Source organism: Pseudomonas sp. BN414 (assembly GCF_029871275.1).
Lineage (GTDB): Bacteria > Pseudomonadota > Gammaproteobacteria > Pseudomonadales > Pseudomonadaceae > Metapseudomonas > Metapseudomonas resinovorans_C.
Genome location: NZ_SSOL01000028.1, coordinates 20,960 through 39,865, shown reverse-complemented (window position 1 = coordinate 39,865; position 18,906 = coordinate 20,960). Strand labels below are relative to the sequence as shown.

Genomic DNA, 18,906 nt, shown 5'->3' with positions numbered 1-18,906 from the left:
GGCCCGCTTCTGACATTTTTACCGGGATACATAGGTACGCAGATGAGCAAGACCTCTCTCGAAAAGAGCAAGATCAAGTTCCTTCTCCTCGAAGGCGTCCACCAGAACGCCGTGGACACCCTGAAGGCCGCCGGTTACACCAACATCGAGTACCTCAAGGGCGCACTCTCGGGTGACGAACTGAAGGAAAAGATCGCCGACGTGCATTTCATCGGCATTCGCTCGCGCACCCAGCTCACCGACGAGGTGTTCGACTGCGCCAAGAAGCTCATCGCCGTCGGCTGCTTCTGCATCGGCACCAACCAGGTCAACCTCAGTGCCGCCCGCGAGCGAGGCATCGCCGTATTCAACGCTCCTTATTCCAACACCCGTTCGGTCGCCGAGCTGGTGCTGGCCCAGGCCATCCTGTTGCTGCGCGGCATTCCGGAGAAAAATGCCTCCTGCCACCGCGGCGGCTGGATCAAGTCCGCAGCCAACTCCTTCGAAATCCGCGGCAAGAAGCTGGGTATCATCGGCTACGGTTCCATCGGCACCCAGCTCTCCGTGCTGGCCGAGGCCCTGGGCATGCAGGTGTTCTTCTATGACACCGTGACCAAGCTGCCGCTGGGTAACGCCACCCAGGTGGGCAACCTGCACGAGCTGCTGGGCATGTCCGACATCGTCTCCCTGCACGTACCCGAGCTGCCGTCCACCCAGTGGATGATCGGTGAGAAGGAAATCCGCGCCATCAAGAAGGGCGGCATCCTGATCAACGCCGCACGCGGCACCGTGGTCGAGCTGGATCACCTGGCCGCCGCCATCAAGGACGAGCACCTGATCGGCGCCGCCATCGACGTGTTCCCGGTCGAACCCAAGTCCAACGACGAAGAGTTCGAGAGCCCGCTGCGTGGCCTGGACCGCGTGATCCTGACCCCGCACATCGGCGGCTCCACTGCCGAGGCCCAGGCCAACATCGGGCTGGAAGTGGCCGAGAAGCTGGTGAAGTACAGCGACAACGGTACCTCGGTATCGTCCGTGAACTTCCCGGAAGTGGCCCTGCCGTCTCACCCGGGCAAGCACCGTCTGCTGCACATCCACGAGAACGTGCCGGGCGTGATGAGTGAGATCAACAAGGTGTTCGCCGACAACGGCATCAACATCTCCGGCCAGTACCTGCAGACCGACGAGAAAGTCGGCTACGTGGTGATCGACGTCGATGCCGAGTACTCGGACCTCGCGCTGGAAAAACTTCAGCACGTGAATGGAACGATCCGCAGCCGCGTCCTCTTCTAAGACAGGGGCTGCTGCGCGTCGGCGATACTGCGTTGGAAAGAGCCTCGGAGATGCTCATTTACAGTCGTAAACTCTGCTCTCCTCGGCCCTTTCCGCCTTGTCTCGCTCTAGCTCGCGATCCCCTGACGGAAGTGTGCAGGACATGAAAAAGGGAGGCCTCGGCCTCCCTTTTTCGTTTCCAGCGTCTTTACTTGACCGTCACGGTGATGGATTGCGAGATCACCGGCGGCTCCAGCGGCACGTGGTTCTTGTCCCCCACCAGCAGTTGCAGGGTGTGCTTGCCGGGCGGCAGGGTGACCTGGGTTTCGGTCTGGCCCTTGCCGAAGTGGCGGATGCTGTCGGTCATGGGCAGCGGCCTGTCCATTTCCGGCTGTTCAGCGAGGCCGATCAACAGATGGTGGTGGCCGGTTGCGGGCACGTCCACGCCAGCCGGCGCGACGCCCATGCCCTTGAGACCGAACTTCACGGTAAAGGTCTGACCAACAATGGCACCGTTAGCCGGCTCGATGAAGTACACCTGCGCGCCTTCGGGCGCCGGAGTCCGTGGAACAGCGGCCAGAGTGGCGGTGGCGGCGCCAAGCAGCAGGGCGCCAAGGCTCAGGAAAGACAAAGTCCTCATTACACATCTCCATGTTTTGTGAGCCAGATACCAGACCCTATGCAACCAGTTAGGTTCACCTGCTGTCCGAGCAAGGCGCCGTATCTGCGCCAGCGGAAAAACCATAACGAATCGAGGAAGTCCCCCATGCGTCTGCTTTACTGCCTGCCCACCCTGTTCGCCCTGCTGAGCCCGCTGGCCCAGGCCGAATTGCTCGATGATGTCTGGGAACGCGGCAGCCTGCGCATCGCCCTGGAGGAAAACAATCCGCCCTACAGCTACCGGGAGAACGACAAGCTGACCGGCTTCGACGTTGCCCTGGGGCGCGCCCTGGCGGCGGAAATGAATGTGGATGCGGAATTCGTCGTGGACGACGACGGCAAGATGCTCGAAGGCTTGCAGAGCGGCCGCTATGACATCGCCCTGGACCGGGTCGCGGCACCCGCAGAGGGCGAGCAGACCCTGGAGTTCAGCGAACCCTACGTCTTTCCCGTGAGCGAGACCGAGGGCAATCTGGCGCAACCCATGACGATTCCCTTCCAGAAAGGCAATCCTGCCTTCCGCGATACCCTCAACCGCGCGCTGACCAAGCTGCGCAGCGATGGCAAGCTCGGCGCGCTATCGACGCAATGGCTGGGCAAGGACCTGAGCCAACCACCGGCTGCCGCCAAGCGCTAAGGTCAGTCTTCGTCCAGTTCGGTCAGGCGCGCAGCGGCCTGGGCCAGCTCCTCTTCGCTGAAGACCTCGACACCGGTGCGGCGCAGGGCTGCGGCGGTCACGCCTTCGCCGGCGACACGAGTGCCGCTGAAACTGCCGTCGTAGTTCTCCCGATTGCCACACGAAGGGCTGCGGGCCTTGAGCAGCGCGATACGGATTCCGTTGCGCGCCACCAGGTCCAGGGCAATGCGCGCACCGGCAACGAACTCGTCGGTCACGTCCTGGCCGTCGTCGGTGAGCACCGGCAGTTCGCCGTCCAGCACGGCGCTGCCGCGGCCGCCAGCGATCTCGGCCGGTGCACGGGGCGTCGGCAGACCGCCGGCCACTTCCGGGCATAGCGGCACGATGCGCCCCTCCGCCTGCCAGCGCTCCAACAGGTCGAACGGGCCGTGGGCGCCGCCGTCATAACGGACCTTCTGCCCGAGCAGGCAACGGCTGACCAGGATCTTCTGCATCTTCATCTCCAGAGGGGGACAGTCGTAGTCACCCCGGGTAACACCTGTGGCGCCCGCGCGAATCGGTGCCTGATCGAAGGTAGGGCCTTGGCCCGTTAACTGCCAAGCCGTTCTCGGAGGCAGGCGACGAGCTTCCCCATCCTTCGGCGGGAAGCGCCCCGTGCCACTGGCTGTAGCGCCTGCGCCCCTCCAGACTGCGCGCAACCTGCACAGGAGCGTGCCATGCCCAGAACAACCCACAACCTGCGCCTCGCACTGGCTTGCGGCACCGCCCTGCTCAGCGGTACCAGCCAGGCCGCCCTCGAATCCCTGGATAACCAGGCCCTCAGCGAAATCAGCGGCCAGGCGGGAATCAACCTGCGCCTGGACGTCATGGCGCGCATCGACAGCATCAGCTGGAACGACGATGGCGGCAGCCTGTCCTTGCGCAATGTGCGTATCGACAACGGCTGTCTCAAGCCCGGCGATTGCCCCAATGGTGCCGGCGGCAGCTTTCCCCTGGGCGCTGCGCAGCTCGGCCTCACCCTGCCGATCTTCGGCGTCGACCAGCCCACCCTGAAAGTCGACGTGGTGAAGAACTCAACCGGTACCCAGCAACTCCGCCTGGAACTGCCCGACCTCACCACCATCAATGATCAGCTCCAGGGCAGTGGCATTCCCGCCCAGCGCATCCGCGTACGGGTCGCCGCCGACATGCACATCGGCGAAAGCCGGATCGGCAGTCTGGAAATTCGCGATATCACCGACCTCCGCGGCAATTTCCGGGTCTGGGGCCACTGACGGCCGCCGGTTTCAGAGCGGGCCGCCGCGGCGTCGGAACCACCCGGTGAGGGACAGCCGCTCGCGGCTCGCCGGCAGGACCTCGTGGGGCACATCAGCGGACAGGAACACCACCAGGCTGCCGCCCTCGGGCAGCACATCCCGTTCCCCTTGCGCCAGGTACAGGCGCAATTCACCGCCCTGCTCCGGCTGCCAGTCGGCGTTCAGATAGGCCACCACCGACACGGCGCGGCGGTCATCGTCGCGGAAACGGTCCAGGTGCTTCTGGTAGAAGGCCCCGGGCGGATAGCAGGCGAAGTGGCATTCGAAATCTTCCAGGCCCAGGTAGAGCTCACGGTTGAGCAACTGGCGCAACTCGTCCATCAACGTCAGATAGGCATCGCTGGCGGCCGACTGGCCGGGTTCCAGCCACTGGATACGGTCGCCGCGCACCCCTTCGCGAACCTGCTGCCCGTCTCCACGGCCGATGGACGCAGGCGCGAGCGCGCCCGCTGCTCCGCGAGCGCGGCATTCATCAGCCAGGGCACCGGTGAGGTCGGCAGGCAATATCAGGCATTGGTGGGACCAGCCCTGGCTGGCCAGGTCGTTGGCGATCGGGGTGAGCACGGGGTGATCTGAGGGTAGCGACATGATCCCGGAATTCTACCAGCGAGCAGGAAATTACCTACATGCACTGATGAAGATTCCGACACCTCGACAATAAAGCCCGAGTCCGCTGAGAATAGCCGCACGCTCAGCCCCGCAACGCCCACCCGCCGCCACCGCCTTGCCCGCCGAACCGATGCCGTACGCGTGGGTCCGATACGAACAGCGGACTGCGTCATCAAGGAGACTCCATGCGCCTGCTCTTCGCCGTCACCCTCCTCCTCTTCGGTTTGCCCGCCCTGGCCGACGACCACGCCAGCCTCTACCAGGTGGCTGGCTGGCCGGAGCAGCGCGCGCATTTCAACGACGCCCTGACAGCAGCCCAGCAGCGTTACCAGAAGACTTTGCCGCCGGCGGTCTACCAGGCACTGGTGGAAAACAGCAACCGTCGTTTCCAGCCCCAGGCCATCGACCAACGCGCCCAGGTTGCGCTGCGTAGCCAGCTACAGGACCCTCGTCCGGCACTGGCCTTCTTCCAGTCGCCGCTGGGCAAGAAGATCATCGCTGCGGAAACCCTGGCCACCCGCCGCGACCAGTTGGCGATGCATGCCAACGGCCTGCCGCGCATCGAGGCCGAAGCCACCCGCCGCCTGCTGATCGGCCACCTGGCGCAAGCCCTGCCGGCGCGCGAAGCTGGCGCGGAAGTCAGCCTGGCGTTGGCCGGCGTCGCTGCCGACAGCCTGAGCCAGATGCTTCCCGGCCTGCTCGGTGGCGGCCAGGCGCAAGGCATGATCGATGGCCAGCGCCAGCGCCTGATGGAACAGATCGGCAATGACCTGGATAACACCCTGCTTTACGTCTATCGCGGCCTCTCCGACCCGGAGCTGGAAGAGTTCGTCACCTTTGCCGAATCCACCGACGGCAAGGCCTACTACCAGGCCGCCCTGGCCGCCGTGCGCGCGGGCCTTGCCGTGGGCCAGGACGCCTCAGCCCAGCAGGGGCTCTGAACCGACTCGCAGAGTGAGCGCCTCGTAGCGCCTGCGATACCCAGCGAAAGACAGCATGGGTATCGCTCCGCTCCACCCATCCTACGTAGGTGTGGCGTCAGCCCAGGCGTTCGCGCAAGAAGCCAAAGTACCGCTCCCGATAGGCCGGCGCTTCGTTCACCAGATGATGCCCGGCCCCTTCCAGCATCAGCACGTCCGGCTGATCGAACTTCTCCGCCAGCACCGCGAGGTTGTGCCGCCAGTCCACCGTCATGTCGCCATCTCCCTGGATCACCAGCGGGCGGCGACGGCTGCGTTGCGCCTTCTCGATTCGCGGAACCCAGCGCGCCAGGGCCCCGACCCAGGCTGTGGGCAGGGTTTGCGGCTGCAACGGGTCCTTGTGGTGAACGAACTCGATGAACTCGGCATCGCTGGAATTGACGCTGAAACGACGGGGAATGCTTTCGACGAAGTGCCGCATCAACTGGTAGCTGAACTTCGACCAACCCCAGGCGCGCGGCCGCACCAGCGGCGCGAACAGCAGGGTCTCGCCCAGCTCCGGGCGTGGCGTGCCGGTGAGCAGGTAGTCCAGCAGGATGCCACCACCGGTGCTCTGCCCGGCCAGATGCCAAGGCTGCGGCAAGTCCAGCGCCGCCGCCTCGCCCAGCAAGGCCTGGAGGGTGGCCTGATACTCGGCGAAATCACCGATGCTGGCCCGCGTTCCGCTGGACAGCCCATGGCCGGGCAGGTCGCAGGCGATCACCGCGAACCCCATGCCGAGCGCCCAATCCACCAGATGGCCGTAAAGCCCCATGTGGTCGTAGTAGCCGTGCAGCATCACCAGGCTGGCGCGCGGCTCGGGCGGCAGCCAGAGCTGGGTCACCAGTGAATACCCGGCCGCCTCGACGCAGCCCAGACGTGCCTGAACGCCAGGATGGCGCGCGGCGAAGTCCAGCCGGTAGAAGGCCCGATAGGTCAGGGTCTGACGCAGGTCAGCGGCGCCTGCGGCCAAGGGTCGCAACAACGGGCGCAGGAGATCGGGCTGGAACGGGTCTGGCATCGGGCTTTCCCTGGAGGAGGCAATTCTGTCCACAGGACCGTACGGGGCCCTGACCGGCTGCCGATATTCTGCTGCCCGGCGCAACGTGGCAAGCTACGCGCCCCGCACAGGCCCTTGATCATGCGTGCACTCAATCCCAAGACCCTGATTACCGCCCTCGCCCTCCTCGCCTGCGTCGGCGCCATCCTGCTGGCCCTGCGCTGGTACGAGTCGCGCTATGTGCGCCCCTTCAATAGCCAGGCGACGGTGTTCTCCGGCGAGCAGCTGCGCTTGCCAGCCGAACTGGCCGGCCCCGGCCCCATCCGCCTGGTGCACTTCTGGGACCCGGCCTGCCCTTGCAACGCCGGCAACCAGCAGCACCTTGCGGAATTGATCCAGCGCTTCGCGCCCCAGGGCGTGACCTTCCATGCGGTGCAAAAACCCGGTAGCAAAGGCCAGCTTCCTCCGGGCCTGGAAGCCCTGCAGCCGCTGGCCACGATGCCCGGTTCCGAGCAGTTGCCGGCGGTGCCCGCGGTGGGCATCTGGGACCGCGACGGCCGCCTGGCCTACTTCGGCCCCTATAGCGAGGGCGCGGTGTGCAACTCGGCCAATAGCTTCATCGAACCGATTCTCGAAGCCTTGATCGACAACCGCCCGGTGAGTGCCAGCAGCACCCTGGCGGCAGGCTGCTTCTGCGCCTGGCGCGAGCCGACCTAGCCGACTCCGAGACGCGCCCGCCAGGCCTCCGGCGGCATTCCGTACCAACGGCGAAAGGCCCGGTAGAAAGGCGACAGCTCGGAGAACCCGCAATCCCGAGCGACCTCGCGCATGGTTCGGCCCTCCTGCAACAGTTCGATGGCGCGCGCCTGCTGCACCGACTCACGTACCCGCCGCAGGTTGCTGCCCTGCCCGGCCAGCGCTCGCTGCAAGCCGCCAGCGCTGAATCCCAGTTCCGCCGCGCAGGCTTCCAGCGAGCAATCTGCCTTGCCTAGGCGAACACCCAGCAGGTAGCGCAGGCGATTCAGCAGGTCGTTGCCCACCAGCGCGTCCATCTGCGCCTCGGCGTGCTGCCAAAGCAGCTGGTGCAGCTCCGGATTGGCGGTGCGCGACGGACGCTTCAGCAGGGCCGCCGGGAACAGCAGGGCGTCATGCTCACGGCCGAAAACCGGCAGCAGGCCGAACAGCCGCTGGTGCTCGCTCACTCGCGCCGGGCGGGCATGGCGGAACTGCACGCCATCCAGGCGGAATTCGCCATCGGTGATGAAGCCCAGCAGCTTGATGAAGAGCAGCGCCAGGCATTCCATCTGCTGGCGCAGGGAAGAGAAGCCCAGGTAGTTGAGGTCGATCACCAGGCGTGCCACAGCGCCTTCCACATGCAGCTGGGCAACGAAGCCGCCGGACAGGATGTGCTGGAAGCGCAGGAAACTCGCCAACGCCTCGCCCAGGTCACGGCTGGCTAGCAGCAGATAGCCCACCACGTCGAGCAGGCGCGGCTTCATGACCTCGCCCAGATGCAATCCGATATCGGGGTCGCCGACCAACGAGTCGGCGGCCAGCCAGAACTGCGGCGCATCGTCATGGCGCAGGCGGCCGTCCACTGGCGGTGGACCTCGGCGTCGGTGCTGGTTGACGCCGAGGTAGACCCGGCCCGGGTCCAGGCCGAGTTCCGACAGCGCCTCGTAAAGCAGGCGGCGCAAGGTGGCGGAGTGGGTCAGCGGGACGAAGGGGGCGGCGTCTGGCTCGGTGGCGGACATGGCGATTCCTCGAAATTGACCGAAGACTTTCAGTTCGCGCGTATTTGGTCAATGCCTGCCAATCCTGCCTTGGGGAGAATGCCGCGACCAAAACAACAAGGAATTTCGTGCATGAAACGCACCCTGACTGTCCTGGCCGTGGTCATCGCGGCGGCCGCTGGCGGCGCCACCTGGTACAGCGAGAGCAAGAAGCCCGTGCGCGACGGCGAGCTTGCCATGGCCCACCTCCAGGCGCCGGTGACCGTTCGCTACGACGAGCGCGGCGTACCCCATATCCAGGCCGCCAACGAAGCCGACATGTACCGCGCGCTGGGCTTCGTCCATGCCCAGGACCGCCTGTTCCAGATGGAAATGCTGCGCCGCCTCGCCCGTGGCGAACTGGCCGAAATCCTCGGCGCCCGCCTGGTGGACACCGACCGCCTGTTCCGCACCCTGGGGATTCGCGCCCACGCCGACGCGTACGCCAGCAAGATCAACAAGGACAGCCCGGCCACCAAGGCCCTGCAGGCCTACCTCGACGGCATCAACCAGTACCAGGACAGCCGCCCGGCGCCAGTGGAATTCGACTTGCTGGGCATCGAGAAACGCCCCTTTACCATCGCCGACACCCTCTCTGTCGCCGGCTACATGGCCTACAGCTTCGCCGCTGCGTTCCGCACCGAGCCGGCCATCACCTATGTGCGTGACGAACTGGGCGCCGACTATCTGAAGGCCTTCGATCTCGACTGGCACCCCGAAGGCGTGATCGGGCAGCCGCTCGCCCAGGGCGACTGGCAGGATCTCAACCGCCTTGCCCAGCTCAGCCAGCAGGCGCTGGTCGAAGCCGGCCTGCCGCAGTTCGAGGGCAGCAACGCCTGGGCGGTTGCTGGCACCCACACCGCCAGCGGCAAGCCGCTGCTGGCTGGCGACCCGCATATCCGCTTCGCCGTTCCGGCGGTTTGGTACGAGGCGCAGCTGAGCTACCCGGGCTTCGAGCTCTATGGCCACCATCAGGCGCTGAACCCGGTCGCCTCCCTCGGGCACAACCGCCAGTTCGCCTGGAGCCTGACCATGTTCCAGAACGACGATCTCGACCTGATCGCTGAAAAGAGCAACCCGGACAACCCGAACCAGGTCTGGTACCAGGGCCAGTGGGTGAATCTGGAAAGCCGCGAGGAAACCATACAGGTCAAGGATGGCGAGCCGGTGAAACTGACGCTGCGCCGCTCGCCCCACGGCCCGATCATCAACGACGCGCTGGGTGCGGCGGCCGGCAAGACGCCGATCGCCATGTGGTGGGCCTTCCTGGAAACCGAGAACCCGATCCTCGACGCCTTCTACCAGCTCAACCGCGCCGACAGCCTGGACAAGGCCCGTGCCGCCGCCGAGAAGATCCACTCGCCCGGCCTCAACGTCATCTGGGCCAACGCCAGCGGCGACATCGGCTGGTGGGCGTCGGCAAAACTGCCGCAGCGCCCGGAGGGCGTGAATCCCTATTTCATCCTCGACGGCAGCACCGGCGAAGCCGACAAGCCCGGTTACCTGCCCTTCAGCGCCAACCCCCACGAAGAGAACCCGGAGCGCGGCTTCATCGTGTCGGCCAACTACCAACCGCTGTCGCCGACCGGCGTGGCCATTCCCGGCTACTACAACCTGCCGGATCGCGGCGTGCGCCTGAACCAGCGCCTGGCCGAGCCGGGCGTGAAGTGGGATGTGCAGAACAGCCAGGCACTGCAACTGGATACCGCCACCGGCTATGGTCCGCGCCTGCTCGCGCCGATCCTCGACGACCTGCGCGCGGCCGCCAGCGATGATGCCGAGCGCGCCCTGGTGGAGCAGCTCGCCAACTGGCAAGGCGACCACCCGCTGGAGTCCACCGCCGCCACCCTGTTCAACCAGCTCACCTATGAACTGGCCAATGCACTGATGCGCGACGAGCTGGGCGACTCCTTCTTCGACAACCTGCTGCAGACGCGCATCCTGGACTCCGCCCTGCCGCGCCTGGCCAGCGACCCGGCCTCGCCCTGGTGGGACAAGCGCGATACGCCGCAGAAGGAAAGCCGCGCGGAGGTGGTCAAGACCGCCTGGCAGGCCAGCCTGGCACACCTGAAGAAGACCCTGGGTGATGACAGCTCGAAATGGCAGTGGGGCAAGGGCCATACCCTGACCCATGCCCATCCGCTGGGTCAGCAGAAGCCGCTGAACCTGCTGTTCAATGTCGGCCCCTTCGCCGCTCCGGGTGGCCACGAAGTGCCCAACAACCTGTCCCACCGCGTCGGCCCGGCGCCCTGGGAAGTGTTCCACGGTCCCTCGACGCGCCGCCTGGTCGACCTGGCCGACGCCGAACATGCCCTGGGCATCAACCCGGTGGGCCAGAGCGGCGTGCCCTTCGACCGTCACTACAAGGACCAGGCCGAGCCGTACATGCGCGGGGAGTACGTGCCGATGCACTTCGCCGAGGATGAGGTGAAGGCGAATAGCCAGGAGACGCTGGTGTTGAAACCGGGCGACTGAGGCCCTCTCCCCCGGCCCCTCTCCCTGAAGGGAGAGGGGTGACTCAGGACCGGCCTGCCTGCGCGGAAATGCCCCCTCTCCATGAGGGAGAGGGCTGGGGAGAGGGGGAGATATTCCACCTCACGACGCTGCCCGATCTGAGCATTTACGCCCTCAAACCCTCCCCAACGCCTGCCCCAAATCTGCGCGCAAGTCTTCCACGTCTTCCACCCCCACCGACAACCGCACCAGCGAATCGCCAATGCCCAGCTCCGCGCGAATCTCCGCCGGAATGCTGGCATGGGTCATGATCGCCGGGTGCTCGATCAGGCTCTCCACGCCACCCAGGCTTTCGGCCAGGGTGAAGATGCGCACCGCTTCGAGGAAGCGCCGGGTGCCCGCCAGGTCGGCGCGCAGGTCGAGGGAGATCATGCCGCCGTAACCCTGCATCTGCCGCCGAGCCAGGGCGTGCTGGGGATGGGATTGCAGGCCGGGGTAGTAGACCCGCGCCACCTGCGGCTGCTGCTCCAGCCAGTAGGCCAGTTCCTGGGCGTTGTGGCAGTGGCGCTCCATGCGCAGGGCGAGCGTCTTCACCCCGCGCAGGGTGAGGAACGCATCGAAGGGCCCGGCGATGGCACCCACGGCGTTCTGCAGGAACCCCAGGCGCTCGCGCAACGGGTCGCAGCGGCTGTCGCTGGAAACGATGGCGATCCCGCCGATCACATCGGAGTGGCCATTGAGGTACTTGGTGGTGGAATGCACCACCAGGTCGAAGCCGAGTTCCAGGGGCCGCTGCACCCAGGGACTGGCGAAGGTGTTGTCCGCCACCAGGATGATGTCCCGGCCCTGGCACAGCTCCGCGATGGCTTCGAGGTCGGCCAGGCGCAATAGCGGGTTGCTCGGGGTTTCCACCCAGAGCATGCGCGTGTCGTCCTGGATCGCCGCACGAATTGCGCCGATATCACTGAAGTCGACGAAGCTGAAGCGATGCCCGGCGCTGACGCGGCGTACCCGCTCGAACAGGCGGAAGGTGCCGCCGTAGAGATCGTTGCTGGCGACGATGTGCGACCCGCTGTCGAGCAGCTCCAGCACCGTAGAGATCGCCGCCAGGCCCGAGGCGAAGGCAAAGGCCTGTGCACCGCCCTCGAGGTCCGCGACGCAGCGCTCCAGCGCCCAGCGGGTGGGGTTGTGGGAGCGGCCGTAGTCCAGCCCCTTGTGCACGCCGGGGCTTTCCTGGGCATAGGTGGAGTTGGCGTAGATCGGCGGCATGATCGCGCCGGTGGACGGATCGGGCGCCTGGCCGGCGTGGATCACGCGGGTGGCGAAGGCGCGCGCTTCGGCGTCGTCCTGCTGGCTCATGCAAGGGTCCTCCGCAGGTGGTTGAGCAGATCGGAACGGGTGATCAGGCCGTGGAAGCCGGACGCGTCGGCGATGATGGCGACCAGCCCGCGGTCGAGTTCGGCCTGCAGCTCCGCCAGGCTGGCATCGGGCGCCAGCGTCTCCAGGCTAGCGGTCATGACGCTGGCCACCGGCTGGCGGAAGTGCGTGGCATCGGCATGCACACCGAGCAGGATGTCGGACTCGTCCACCACACCCACCAGGTGCCCATCCCGGAGCACCGGCAGCTGCGAGACATCGGCCAGGCGCATGCGCTGGAAGGCAGTGAGCAGGGTGTCGTCCGGGCCGACGCTGATCACCCGGCCGTCTTCGAAGCGCCGCGCGACAATGTCCCGCAGGTCGCCGTAGCGCTTGCGCGCCAGCAAGCCCTGGTCGGTCATCCACTGGTCGTTGTAGATCTTCGAGAGGTAGCGGGTGCCAGTGTCGCAGACGAAGCTGACCACCCGCTTGGGTGCCTTCTGTTCGCGGCAATAGCGCAGTGCGGCGGCCAGCAGCGTGCCGGTGGACGACCCGCCGAGGATGCCTTCGTTGCGCAGCAGTTCGCGGGCGTGGCCGAAGCTTTCCTCGTCGCTGATGGAGTAGGCACGCCCCACGCTGGAGAGATCGGCAATCCCCGGGATGAAGTCTTCGCCTATGCCCTCCACCGCCCAGGAACCGGGTGTGCCGAGGGTGCCGCTGCGGGTGTACTCGGCAACGATGGACCCCACCGGATCGGCCAGGACCATTTCCAGGTCGGGCTGTACCCGGCGGAAGTAGCGGGTCAGGCCGGTCAAGGTGCCCGCCGAGCCGACACCGACGACGATGGCGTCCACATCCTGGCCGGTCTGCTGCCAGATTTCCGGGCCGGTGGTGCACTCGTGCGCCAGCGGGTTGGCCGGGTTGTTGAACTGGTCGGCGAAGAAGGCGTCGGGAATCTGCGCAGCGAGCCGACCGGCCAGGTCCTGGTAGTACTCCGGATGACCCTTGCCGACGTCCGAGCGGGTGATATGCACCTCGGCCCCCATGGCCTTCAGGTGCAGCACTTTTTCGGTGGACATCTTGTCCGGCACCACCAACACCACCCGGTAGCCCTTGGCGCGCCCCACCAGCGCCAGGCCCAGGCCGGTATTGCCGGCAGTCGCTTCGACTATGGTGCCGCCAGGCTTCAGCCGGCCGTCACGCTCGGCACTGTTGATCATGGCGATGCCGATGCGGTCCTTGATGGAACCGCCGGGATTCTGGGATTCGAGCTTGAGGAAGAGCGTGCAGGGGCCGGTATCGAAGCGGGTGACCCGCACCAGCGGAGTGTTGCCGATCAGGTCGAGAACTGCGGGACGAACATCTTTGACACTGTTCATGGCGTCACCTCCTTGCGCGACCAGGCAGGGGGGCGAAGCGGACGCCCCACGCTGGAACATAGGCTGCAAGGCGAGGTGCCGCCATGGGTTCCGACGAAGGGGTCAGGCCGAGGGGAATTGATCTTGTGGGGGCGAATTCATTCGCGAAGGGACGCGCAGCGTCCCCGGCAAGGCTTGCAGGCCGGACCTGGCGGTCCGGTTAGCGAATGAATTCGCCCCCACAAGGATAAGGACTGGCTTAGCGGGCGTTGAGCACCGAAACCTGGGTGTTCAGGGTCCAGAAGTCGTAAAGCACGCCGAGCAGGAAGAAGCCGCCAGTCAGCAGGTAGAGGATGCCGCTGATCCACTTGCCCTGGTACATGCGATGCACGCCGAAGACGCCGAGGAAGGTCAACAGAATCCAGGCGACGTTGTAGTCGTACTGGCCTGAGTTGAAGCGCAGGGCGGCCTCGCGGTCCATGGAGGGGATCAGGAACAGGTCGATGATCCAGCCGATGAAGAACAGGCCCAGGGTGAAGAACCAGATGGTCCCGGTCACCGGTTTGCCGTAGTAGAAACGATGGGAACCGAGGAATCCGAAGATCCAGAGCAGGTAGCCGATGACCTTGCTGTGGGTGTCCTGACGGGTGTTCATGCTGCCTCCTGCAGGGGTGATGTATCCGGTCAAGAAGAAGCCCGCTTAGGCGGGCTTTTTCAATCGTGCGAGCTTAACGGAAGCGGCGCCCCGGGTCTTCTTCGGTCACCTGCAGCGACAGGCCGTCGCTCATGTGTTGCAGGTGCTCGCCATCGGTCTCGGAGCCGAGCTTGATCATCAGGCGCAGGTCGTTCGCCGAGTCGGCGTAGAGCAGCGCATCTTCATAGGTGATCTCGCCCTGGGAATAGAGGTGATAGAGCGCCTGGTCAAAGGTCTGCATGCCGTGTTCGGTAGAACGCTTCATCAGGCCCTTGAGCTCGTGGACCTCACCCTTGCGGATCAGGTCGGCGGCCAGCGGCGTATTCAGCAGCACTTCGATCACCGCGCGACGGCCCTTGCCATCGGGGGTCGGCACCAGTTGCTGGGCGACGATGGCCTTGAGGTTCAGCGACAGGTCCATCCACACCTGCTGCTGCCGGTCGGCGGGGAAGAAGTTGATGATGCGGTCCAGCGCCTGGTTGGCGTTGTTGGCGTGCAGGGTGGCCAGGCACAGGTGACCGGTTTCGGCGAAGGCGACGGCGTGATCCATGGTCTCGCGGGTCCGCACCTCGCCGATCAGGATCACGTCCGGCGCCTGGCGCAGGGTGTTCTTCAGAGCCACTTCGAAGGACTCGGTGTCGATGCCCACTTCACGCTGGGTAACGATGCAGCTCTGGTGCTGGTGGATGAATTCGATCGGGTCTTCGATGGAAATGATGTGGCCGCTGCTGTTCCTGTTGCGGTGGCCGATCATCGCCGCCAGCGAGGTGGACTTACCGGTACCGGTGGCGCCCACGAAGAGCACCAGGCCGCGCTTGGTCAGCGACAGCTTCTTGAGGATTTCCGGCAGCTTCAGTTCGTCGATGGTGGGGATGGTGGTCTCGATCCGACGCAGCACCATGCCTACCAGGTTGCGCTGGTAGAAGGCGCTGACGCGGAAACGGCCGATGCCCCGCGCGCTGATGGCGAAGTTGCACTCGTGGTTCTCGGCGAAGTCGCGGCGCTGCTGTTCGTTCATCACGCCCAGCACGGTTTCCCGCGTCATTTCCGGCGACATGGGGTTCTTGGTCACCGGCATGATCTTGCCATTGACCTTCATCGACGGCGGCACACCCGCCGTGACGAAGAGGTCGGAACCGCCTTTTTCCACCATCAGGCGCAGTAGTTTCTCGAATTCCATGGCGTTCTCGCTGTTCGGGGGCGACTCCGCTCAGGCGGATCAGAAGTTTTCCGGGCTCTTGGCCTTTTCCCGCGCGCTCTCGCGGCTGACCAGCCCCTTGGCGACCAGCCCCTTGAGGCACATGTCGAGGGTCTGCATGCCGAGCGAGCCGCCGGTCTGGATCGCAGAATACATCTGCGCCACCTTGTCTTCGCGGATCAGGTTACGGATGGCCGGCGTGCCGATCATGATCTCGTGGGCCGCCACCCGGCCGCCGCCGATCTTCTTCAGCAGGGTCTGGGAGATCACCGACTGCAGGGATTCGGAGAGCATGGAGCGGACCATGGATTTTTCCTCTGCGGGGAACACGTCGACCACCCGGTCGATGGTCTTGGCCGCGGAGGTGGTGTGCAGGGTGCCGAAGACCAGGTGACCGGTTTCCGCGGCGGTCAGCGCCAGGCGGATGGTTTCCAGGTCGCGCATCTCGCCCACCAGGATGATGTCCGGGTCTTCACGCAGGGCCGAGCGCAGGGCTTCGTTGAAACCGAGCGTATCGCGGTGCACTTCCCGCTGGTTGATCAGGCACTTCTTCGACTCGTGGACGAATTCGATCGGGTCTTCCACGGTGAGAATGTGGTGGTACTTGGTGCTGTTCAGGTAGTCGAGCATTGCCGCCAGGGTGGTGGATTTGCCCGAACCGGTGGGGCCGGTGACCAGCACCAGGCCACGGGGAACGTCGGAGATCTTCTTGAAGATCTCGCCCATTCCCAGGTCTTCCATGCTCAGTACCTTGGAGGGAATGGTCCGGAACACGGCGCCGGCGCCGCGGTTCTGGTTGAAGGCGTTGACCCGGAAACGTGCGACGCCAGGAACTTCGAAGGAGAAGTCCGTTTCGAGGAACTCCTCGAAATCCTTGCGCTGCTTGTCGTTCATGATGTCGTAGATCAGCGCGTGGACCTGCTTGTGGTCCAGGGCCGGCAGGTTGATCCGGCGCACGTCGCCATCGACGCGAATCATGGGTGGCAGGCCGGCCGAGAGATGCAGGTCCGAAGCGCCCTGCTTGGCGCTGAAGGCAAGCAGCTCAGTAATGTCCATGGGGCTCCCCAATTCGAAGCAAACGGTTTGCAGACCGCTGAATGATCACTGCGCCGGGCTCGCGGCTGTCGAAGCCGACCGACCTGGCCGTCGCTCGCTACATTTTTCAGCGGCAGTTAGAATGCCGCAGACCCCACTCAGGCCGGGCTGTAGAGCGCAGGTAATGTCCACGATAGCAGACAATATTGCAAAGGTTCGCGCGCGTATCCGTGAGGCGGCGCAAGCCTCCGGGCGAGAATTTTCCAGTATCGGCCTGCTGGCCGTGAGCAAGACCAAACCCGCAGTCGCGATCCGCGATGCGTTCGCCGCAGGAATCGTCGATTTCGGCGAAAACTACCTGCAGGAAGCCCTGACCAAGCAAACCGAGCTGACTGACCTCGCGCTGACCTGGCATTTCATCGGCCCGATCCAGTCGAACAAGACCAAATCCATTGCCGAACATTTCCACTGGGTGCACTCGGTGGACCGCCTGAAGATCGCCGAGCGCCTCTCCGCCCAGCGCCCCGCCGGGATGCCGCCGCTGAACATCTGCCTGCAGGTGAACGTCAGCGGCGAGGCCAGCAAGTCCGGCTGCACGCCCGAAGAACTGCCGGCCCTGGCCGCCGCGGTGAGCGAACTGCCGAACCTGCGCTTGCGCGGCCTGATGGCCATCCCGGAACCGACTGATGATCAGGCGGAGCAACACGCCGCCTTCGCCCGCCTGCGCCAGTTGCAGGCGACACTGAACCCCTCCCTGGACACCCTGTCCATGGGCATGAGCCATGACCTCGAAGCGGCCATCGCCGAAGGCGCCACCTGGGTGCGGATCGGCACCGCGCTGTTCGGCGCCCGCGATTACGGCCAGCCCTCGCATTCATAAGGAAGCATTGATGAGCACTCCCCGCATTGCATTCATCGGCGCCGGCAACATGGCCGCCAGCCTGATCGGCGGCCTGCGCGCCCAGGGCGTCGCCGCCGACCACATCCGCGCCAGCGACCCCGGTGCGGAGCAGCGCGCGAAAGTCGCCGCCGAGCACGGTATAGAAGTGGTGGAAAGCAACGCCGACGCCGTTAAAGGTGCGGACGTGGTAGTTCTGGCGACCAAGCCGCAAGTCATGAAAGCCGTTTGCCAGGCCCTTGCGCCCAGCCTCGTGGACGGCCAACTGGTGGTTTCCATTGCCGCCGGCATCACCTGTGCCAGCCTGTCCACCTGGCTCGGCGCGCGCCCGATCGTGCGCTGCATGCCCAACACCCCGGCATTGCTGCGCCAGGGTGTCAGCGGCCTGTACGCCAACGCCGAAGTCAGCACAGCCCAGCGTGAGCAGGCCGAGCAGCTGCTGTCCGCCGTGGGCATCGCGCTCTGGCTGGAAGAGGAAAAGCTGATCGACGCCGTGACCGCCGTTTCCGGTAGCGGCCCGGCCTACTTCTTCCTGCTGATGGAAGCGATGACCGCCGCCGGTGAAAAACTCGGCCTGCCCCGTGCCACCGCCGAACAACTGACTCTGCAAACCGCCCTGGGCGCCGCGCGCATGGCAGTTTCCAGCGACGTCGACGCCGCCGAACTGCGCCGTCGTGTCACCTCGCCCAATGGCACCACCGAAGCGGCGATCAAGACTTTCCAGGCCGGCGGCTTCGAAGCCCTGGTGCAACAGGCCCTGAACGCCGCCGACCGGCGTTCGGCCGAACTGGCTGAACAACTGGGCCAATAAGGAGCTTTCGATGACCGGACTCAACACCGCCGCCATCTACGTGATTCAGACCCTCGGCAGCCTCTACCTGCTGATCGTCCTGCTGCGTTTCATCCTGCAGCTGGTGCGCGCTGACTTCTATAACCCCCTGAGCCAGTTCGTGGTGCGCGCCACCAAGCCGCTGCTCAACCCGCTGCGCAAGATCATCCCCGGATTCGGCGGGCTGGACCTCGCCTCCCTGGTGCTCGCCATCCTGGTCCAGCTGCTGCTGATGATCATCACCCTGACCCTGATGGGCTACGGTGTCGGCGGCTACCTGCTGCAACTGCTGATCTGGTCCATCATCGGCGTCACCTCGCTGTTCCTGAAGGTGTTCTTCTTCGCCCTGATCATCAGCGTGATCCTTTCCTGGGTCGCACCGGGCAGCTACAACCCCGGCGCGCAGTTGGTGAACCAGATCTGCGAACCGCTGCTGATGCCGTTCCGCAAGCTGCTACCGAACCTCGGCGGCCTGGATATCTCGCCGATCTTCGCGTTCATCGCGCTGAAACTGCTGGACATGCTGGTGATCGGCAATCTGGCCGCCATGACTGGCATGCCGCAGATCCTCAGCCCGTTCCTGTGACCTGGTACCGCTGGGCAGGCGAGGACTTGATCCTCGACTGCCATCTGCAGCCCAAGGCGAGCCGTGATGAGTTCGCCGGGCTGCACGGTGAGCGCCTGAAAATCCGCCTTACCGCCCCTCCAGTGGAAGGCAAGGCGAATGCCCATCTGATGGCCTTCCTGGCGGAGGCCTTCGGGGTCGCCAAGAGCCAGGTGAGCCTGGAAAGCGGTGAACTGAATCGGCAGAAGCGGGTGCGCATCCAGCGCCCGCGAACCCTTCCCGATCTGCCCGGACTGACCGCTCGGCAACCCTGAC

The 18,906-nt window shown here is 65.3% G+C and carries 20 protein-coding genes; 10 read left to right on the top strand and 10 right to left on the bottom strand.

Features of this window, described 5'->3' with window-relative positions:
* The first annotated feature begins 42 nt into the window (after positions 1–42).
* Entirely contained in the window at positions 43–1,272 is a 1,230-nt protein-coding gene (gene serA / locus E8E95_RS03670) for a phosphoglycerate dehydrogenase (RefSeq protein WP_280348183.1), read from the top strand.
* 187 nt (positions 1,273–1,459) lie between these two features.
* Here the strand turns inward: serA and E8E95_RS03665 are convergent, their stop codons facing one another.
* Positions 1,460–1,891, bottom strand: coding sequence for a DUF4399 domain-containing protein (locus tag E8E95_RS03665; protein ID WP_280348181.1), 432 nt, complete (start codon positions 1,889–1,891; stop codon positions 1,460–1,462).
* A gap of 126 nt (positions 1,892–2,017) precedes the next feature.
* Here E8E95_RS03665 and E8E95_RS03660 point away from each other — a divergent pair, with 126 nt between their 5' ends.
* Positions 2,018–2,548 (top strand): transporter substrate-binding domain-containing protein, encoded by a 531-nt coding sequence (locus tag E8E95_RS03660; protein WP_280348180.1) that lies wholly within the window; start codon positions 2,018–2,020, stop codon positions 2,546–2,548.
* 2 nt (positions 2,549–2,550) lie between these two features.
* On the opposite strand, the gene E8E95_RS03655 is transcribed toward E8E95_RS03660, so the two are convergent.
* On the bottom strand, positions 2,551–3,042 hold the full coding sequence (locus E8E95_RS03655; protein ID WP_280348178.1) for a DUF523 domain-containing protein: 492 nt from the start codon (positions 3,040–3,042) through the stop codon (positions 2,551–2,553).
* A 222-nt stretch (positions 3,043–3,264) separates the two neighbouring features.
* On the opposite strand from E8E95_RS03655, the gene E8E95_RS03650 reads away from it, so the two are divergent.
* The gene (locus tag E8E95_RS03650; protein ID WP_280348176.1) at positions 3,265–3,822 is read left to right on the top strand and encodes a DUF6160 family protein; all 558 of its coding nucleotides are present in this window, start codon (positions 3,265–3,267) and stop codon (positions 3,820–3,822) included.
* Positions 3,823–3,834: 12 nt separating this feature from the next.
* Here E8E95_RS03650 and E8E95_RS03645 read toward each other — a convergent pair whose 3' ends face one another.
* On the bottom strand, positions 3,835–4,452 hold the full coding sequence (locus E8E95_RS03645; RefSeq protein ID WP_280348175.1) for a 2OG-Fe(II) oxygenase: 618 nt from the start codon (positions 4,450–4,452) through the stop codon (positions 3,835–3,837).
* Positions 4,453–4,658: 206 nt separating this feature from the next.
* Between E8E95_RS03645 and E8E95_RS03640 the strand changes: the two genes are divergently transcribed.
* Positions 4,659–5,414: a DUF2059 domain-containing protein gene (locus E8E95_RS03640; protein WP_280348174.1), complete on the top strand. Its 756-nt coding sequence runs from the start codon at positions 4,659–4,661 to the stop codon at positions 5,412–5,414.
* A gap of 97 nt (positions 5,415–5,511) precedes the next feature.
* On the opposite strand, the gene E8E95_RS03635 is transcribed toward E8E95_RS03640, so the two are convergent.
* Positions 5,512–6,453, bottom strand: coding sequence for an alpha/beta hydrolase (locus E8E95_RS03635; protein WP_280348173.1), 942 nt, complete (start codon positions 6,451–6,453; stop codon positions 5,512–5,514).
* 120 nt (positions 6,454–6,573) lie between these two features.
* On the opposite strand from E8E95_RS03635, the gene E8E95_RS03630 reads away from it, so the two are divergent.
* Positions 6,574–7,149: a DUF6436 domain-containing protein gene (locus tag E8E95_RS03630; RefSeq protein ID WP_280348172.1), complete on the top strand. Its 576-nt coding sequence runs from the start codon at positions 6,574–6,576 to the stop codon at positions 7,147–7,149.
* On the opposite strand, the gene E8E95_RS03625 is transcribed toward E8E95_RS03630, so the two are convergent.
* On the bottom strand, positions 7,146–8,186 hold the full coding sequence (locus E8E95_RS03625) for an AraC family transcriptional regulator (protein ID WP_280348171.1): 1,041 nt from the start codon (positions 8,184–8,186) through the stop codon (positions 7,146–7,148). The two genes, E8E95_RS03630 and E8E95_RS03625, sit on opposite strands and share 4 nt — an antisense overlap.
* Positions 8,187–8,297: 111 nt before the next feature.
* Between E8E95_RS03625 and E8E95_RS03620 the strand changes: the two genes are divergently transcribed.
* A complete protein-coding gene (locus E8E95_RS03620) occupies positions 8,298–10,679 on the top strand; it encodes a penicillin acylase family protein (protein ID WP_280348169.1) in 2,382 nt (793 codons plus the stop codon).
* A gap of 153 nt (positions 10,680–10,832) precedes the next feature.
* On the opposite strand, the gene E8E95_RS03615 is transcribed toward E8E95_RS03620, so the two are convergent.
* The 5 genes from E8E95_RS03615 to pilT form a co-directional block, all read right to left on the bottom strand.
* The gene (locus E8E95_RS03615; RefSeq protein ID WP_280348168.1) at positions 10,833–12,017 is read right to left on the bottom strand and encodes a PLP-dependent aspartate aminotransferase family protein; all 1,185 of its coding nucleotides are present in this window, start codon (positions 12,015–12,017) and stop codon (positions 10,833–10,835) included.
* Positions 12,014–13,393, bottom strand: a complete 1,380-nt coding sequence (locus tag E8E95_RS03610; protein ID WP_280348166.1) for a pyridoxal-phosphate dependent enzyme — start codon at positions 13,391–13,393, stop codon at positions 12,014–12,016. Before E8E95_RS03610 ends, E8E95_RS03615 begins: the two co-directional genes overlap by 4 nt.
* Positions 13,394–13,631: 238 nt before the next feature.
* The gene (locus tag E8E95_RS03605) at positions 13,632–14,027 is read right to left on the bottom strand and encodes a TM2 domain-containing protein (RefSeq protein WP_179058519.1); all 396 of its coding nucleotides are present in this window, start codon (positions 14,025–14,027) and stop codon (positions 13,632–13,634) included.
* Positions 14,028–14,100: 73 nt separating this feature from the next.
* The gene (locus E8E95_RS03600; RefSeq protein WP_280348164.1) at positions 14,101–15,246 is read right to left on the bottom strand and encodes a PilT/PilU family type 4a pilus ATPase; all 1,146 of its coding nucleotides are present in this window, start codon (positions 15,244–15,246) and stop codon (positions 14,101–14,103) included.
* Between the two features lie 39 nt (positions 15,247–15,285).
* Positions 15,286–16,320 (bottom strand): type IV pilus twitching motility protein PilT, encoded by a 1,035-nt coding sequence (gene pilT / locus E8E95_RS03595; RefSeq protein WP_028629028.1) that lies wholly within the window; start codon positions 16,318–16,320, stop codon positions 15,286–15,288.
* Positions 16,321–16,483: 163 nt separating this feature from the next.
* Here pilT and E8E95_RS03590 point away from each other — a divergent pair, with 163 nt between their 5' ends.
* Genes E8E95_RS03590 through E8E95_RS03575 form a run of 4 tightly spaced genes read left to right on the top strand, consistent with a single transcriptional unit; the run spans position 16,484 to position 18,905 of the window.
* Positions 16,484–17,179, top strand: a complete 696-nt coding sequence (locus E8E95_RS03590; RefSeq protein WP_280348162.1) for a YggS family pyridoxal phosphate-dependent enzyme — start codon at positions 16,484–16,486, stop codon at positions 17,177–17,179.
* A gap of 10 nt (positions 17,180–17,189) precedes the next feature.
* A complete protein-coding gene (gene proC / locus E8E95_RS03585; RefSeq protein ID WP_280348160.1) occupies positions 17,190–18,008 on the top strand; it encodes a pyrroline-5-carboxylate reductase in 819 nt (272 codons plus the stop codon).
* A gap of 10 nt (positions 18,009–18,018) precedes the next feature.
* Positions 18,019–18,612, top strand: coding sequence for a YggT family protein (locus E8E95_RS03580; protein WP_179058523.1), 594 nt, complete (start codon positions 18,019–18,021; stop codon positions 18,610–18,612).
* Positions 18,609–18,905 carry a DUF167 domain-containing protein gene (locus E8E95_RS03575; RefSeq protein WP_280348157.1) on the top strand — a complete coding sequence of 99 codons (297 nt, stop codon included), beginning with the start codon at positions 18,609–18,611 and terminating at the stop codon, positions 18,903–18,905. Before E8E95_RS03580 ends, E8E95_RS03575 begins: the two co-directional genes overlap by 4 nt.
* The last annotated feature ends 1 nt before the right edge of the window (position 18,906 follow it).

What these genes read in the sequence shown, in the direction of transcription:
- E8E95_RS03640 (WP_280348174.1), top strand. Translation starts at nt 4,659, where the DNA reads ATGCGCCTGCTCTTCGCCGTCACCCTCCTCCTCTTCGGTTTGCCCGCC.
- E8E95_RS03635 (WP_280348173.1), bottom strand. Translation starts at nt 6,453, where the DNA reads ATGCCAGACCCGTTCCAGCCCGATCTCCTGCGCCCGTTGTTGCGACCC.
- E8E95_RS03655 (WP_280348178.1), bottom strand. Translation starts at nt 3,042, where the DNA reads ATGCAGAAGATCCTGGTCAGCCGTTGCCTGCTCGGGCAGAAGGTCCGT.
- serA (WP_280348183.1), top strand. Translation starts at nt 43, where the DNA reads ATGAGCAAGACCTCTCTCGAAAAGAGCAAGATCAAGTTCCTTCTCCTC.
- E8E95_RS03580 (WP_179058523.1), top strand. Translation starts at nt 18,019, where the DNA reads ATGACCGGACTCAACACCGCCGCCATCTACGTGATTCAGACCCTCGGC.
- E8E95_RS03600 (WP_280348164.1), bottom strand. Translation starts at nt 15,246, where the DNA reads ATGGAATTCGAGAAACTACTGCGCCTGATGGTGGAAAAAGGCGGTTCC.
- E8E95_RS03650 (WP_280348176.1), top strand. Translation starts at nt 3,265, where the DNA reads ATGCCCAGAACAACCCACAACCTGCGCCTCGCACTGGCTTGCGGCACC.
- E8E95_RS03660 (WP_280348180.1), top strand. Translation starts at nt 2,018, where the DNA reads ATGCGTCTGCTTTACTGCCTGCCCACCCTGTTCGCCCTGCTGAGCCCG.
- E8E95_RS03665 (WP_280348181.1), bottom strand. Translation starts at nt 1,891, where the DNA reads ATGAGGACTTTGTCTTTCCTGAGCCTTGGCGCCCTGCTGCTTGGCGCC.
- proC (WP_280348160.1), top strand. Translation starts at nt 17,190, where the DNA reads ATGAGCACTCCCCGCATTGCATTCATCGGCGCCGGCAACATGGCCGCC.
- E8E95_RS03645 (WP_280348175.1), bottom strand. Translation starts at nt 4,452, where the DNA reads ATGTCGCTACCCTCAGATCACCCCGTGCTCACCCCGATCGCCAACGAC.
- E8E95_RS03590 (WP_280348162.1), top strand. Translation starts at nt 16,484, where the DNA reads ATGTCCACGATAGCAGACAATATTGCAAAGGTTCGCGCGCGTATCCGT.
- E8E95_RS03625 (WP_280348171.1), bottom strand. Translation starts at nt 8,186, where the DNA reads ATGTCCGCCACCGAGCCAGACGCCGCCCCCTTCGTCCCGCTGACCCAC.
- pilT (WP_028629028.1), bottom strand. Translation starts at nt 16,320, where the DNA reads ATGGACATTACTGAGCTGCTTGCCTTCAGCGCCAAGCAGGGCGCTTCG.
- E8E95_RS03630 (WP_280348172.1), top strand. Translation starts at nt 6,574, where the DNA reads ATGCGTGCACTCAATCCCAAGACCCTGATTACCGCCCTCGCCCTCCTC.
- E8E95_RS03620 (WP_280348169.1), top strand. Translation starts at nt 8,298, where the DNA reads ATGAAACGCACCCTGACTGTCCTGGCCGTGGTCATCGCGGCGGCCGCT.
- E8E95_RS03605 (WP_179058519.1), bottom strand. Translation starts at nt 14,027, where the DNA reads ATGAACACCCGTCAGGACACCCACAGCAAGGTCATCGGCTACCTGCTC.
- E8E95_RS03615 (WP_280348168.1), bottom strand. Translation starts at nt 12,017, where the DNA reads ATGAGCCAGCAGGACGACGCCGAAGCGCGCGCCTTCGCCACCCGCGTG.
- E8E95_RS03610 (WP_280348166.1), bottom strand. Translation starts at nt 13,393, where the DNA reads ATGAACAGTGTCAAAGATGTTCGTCCCGCAGTTCTCGACCTGATCGGC.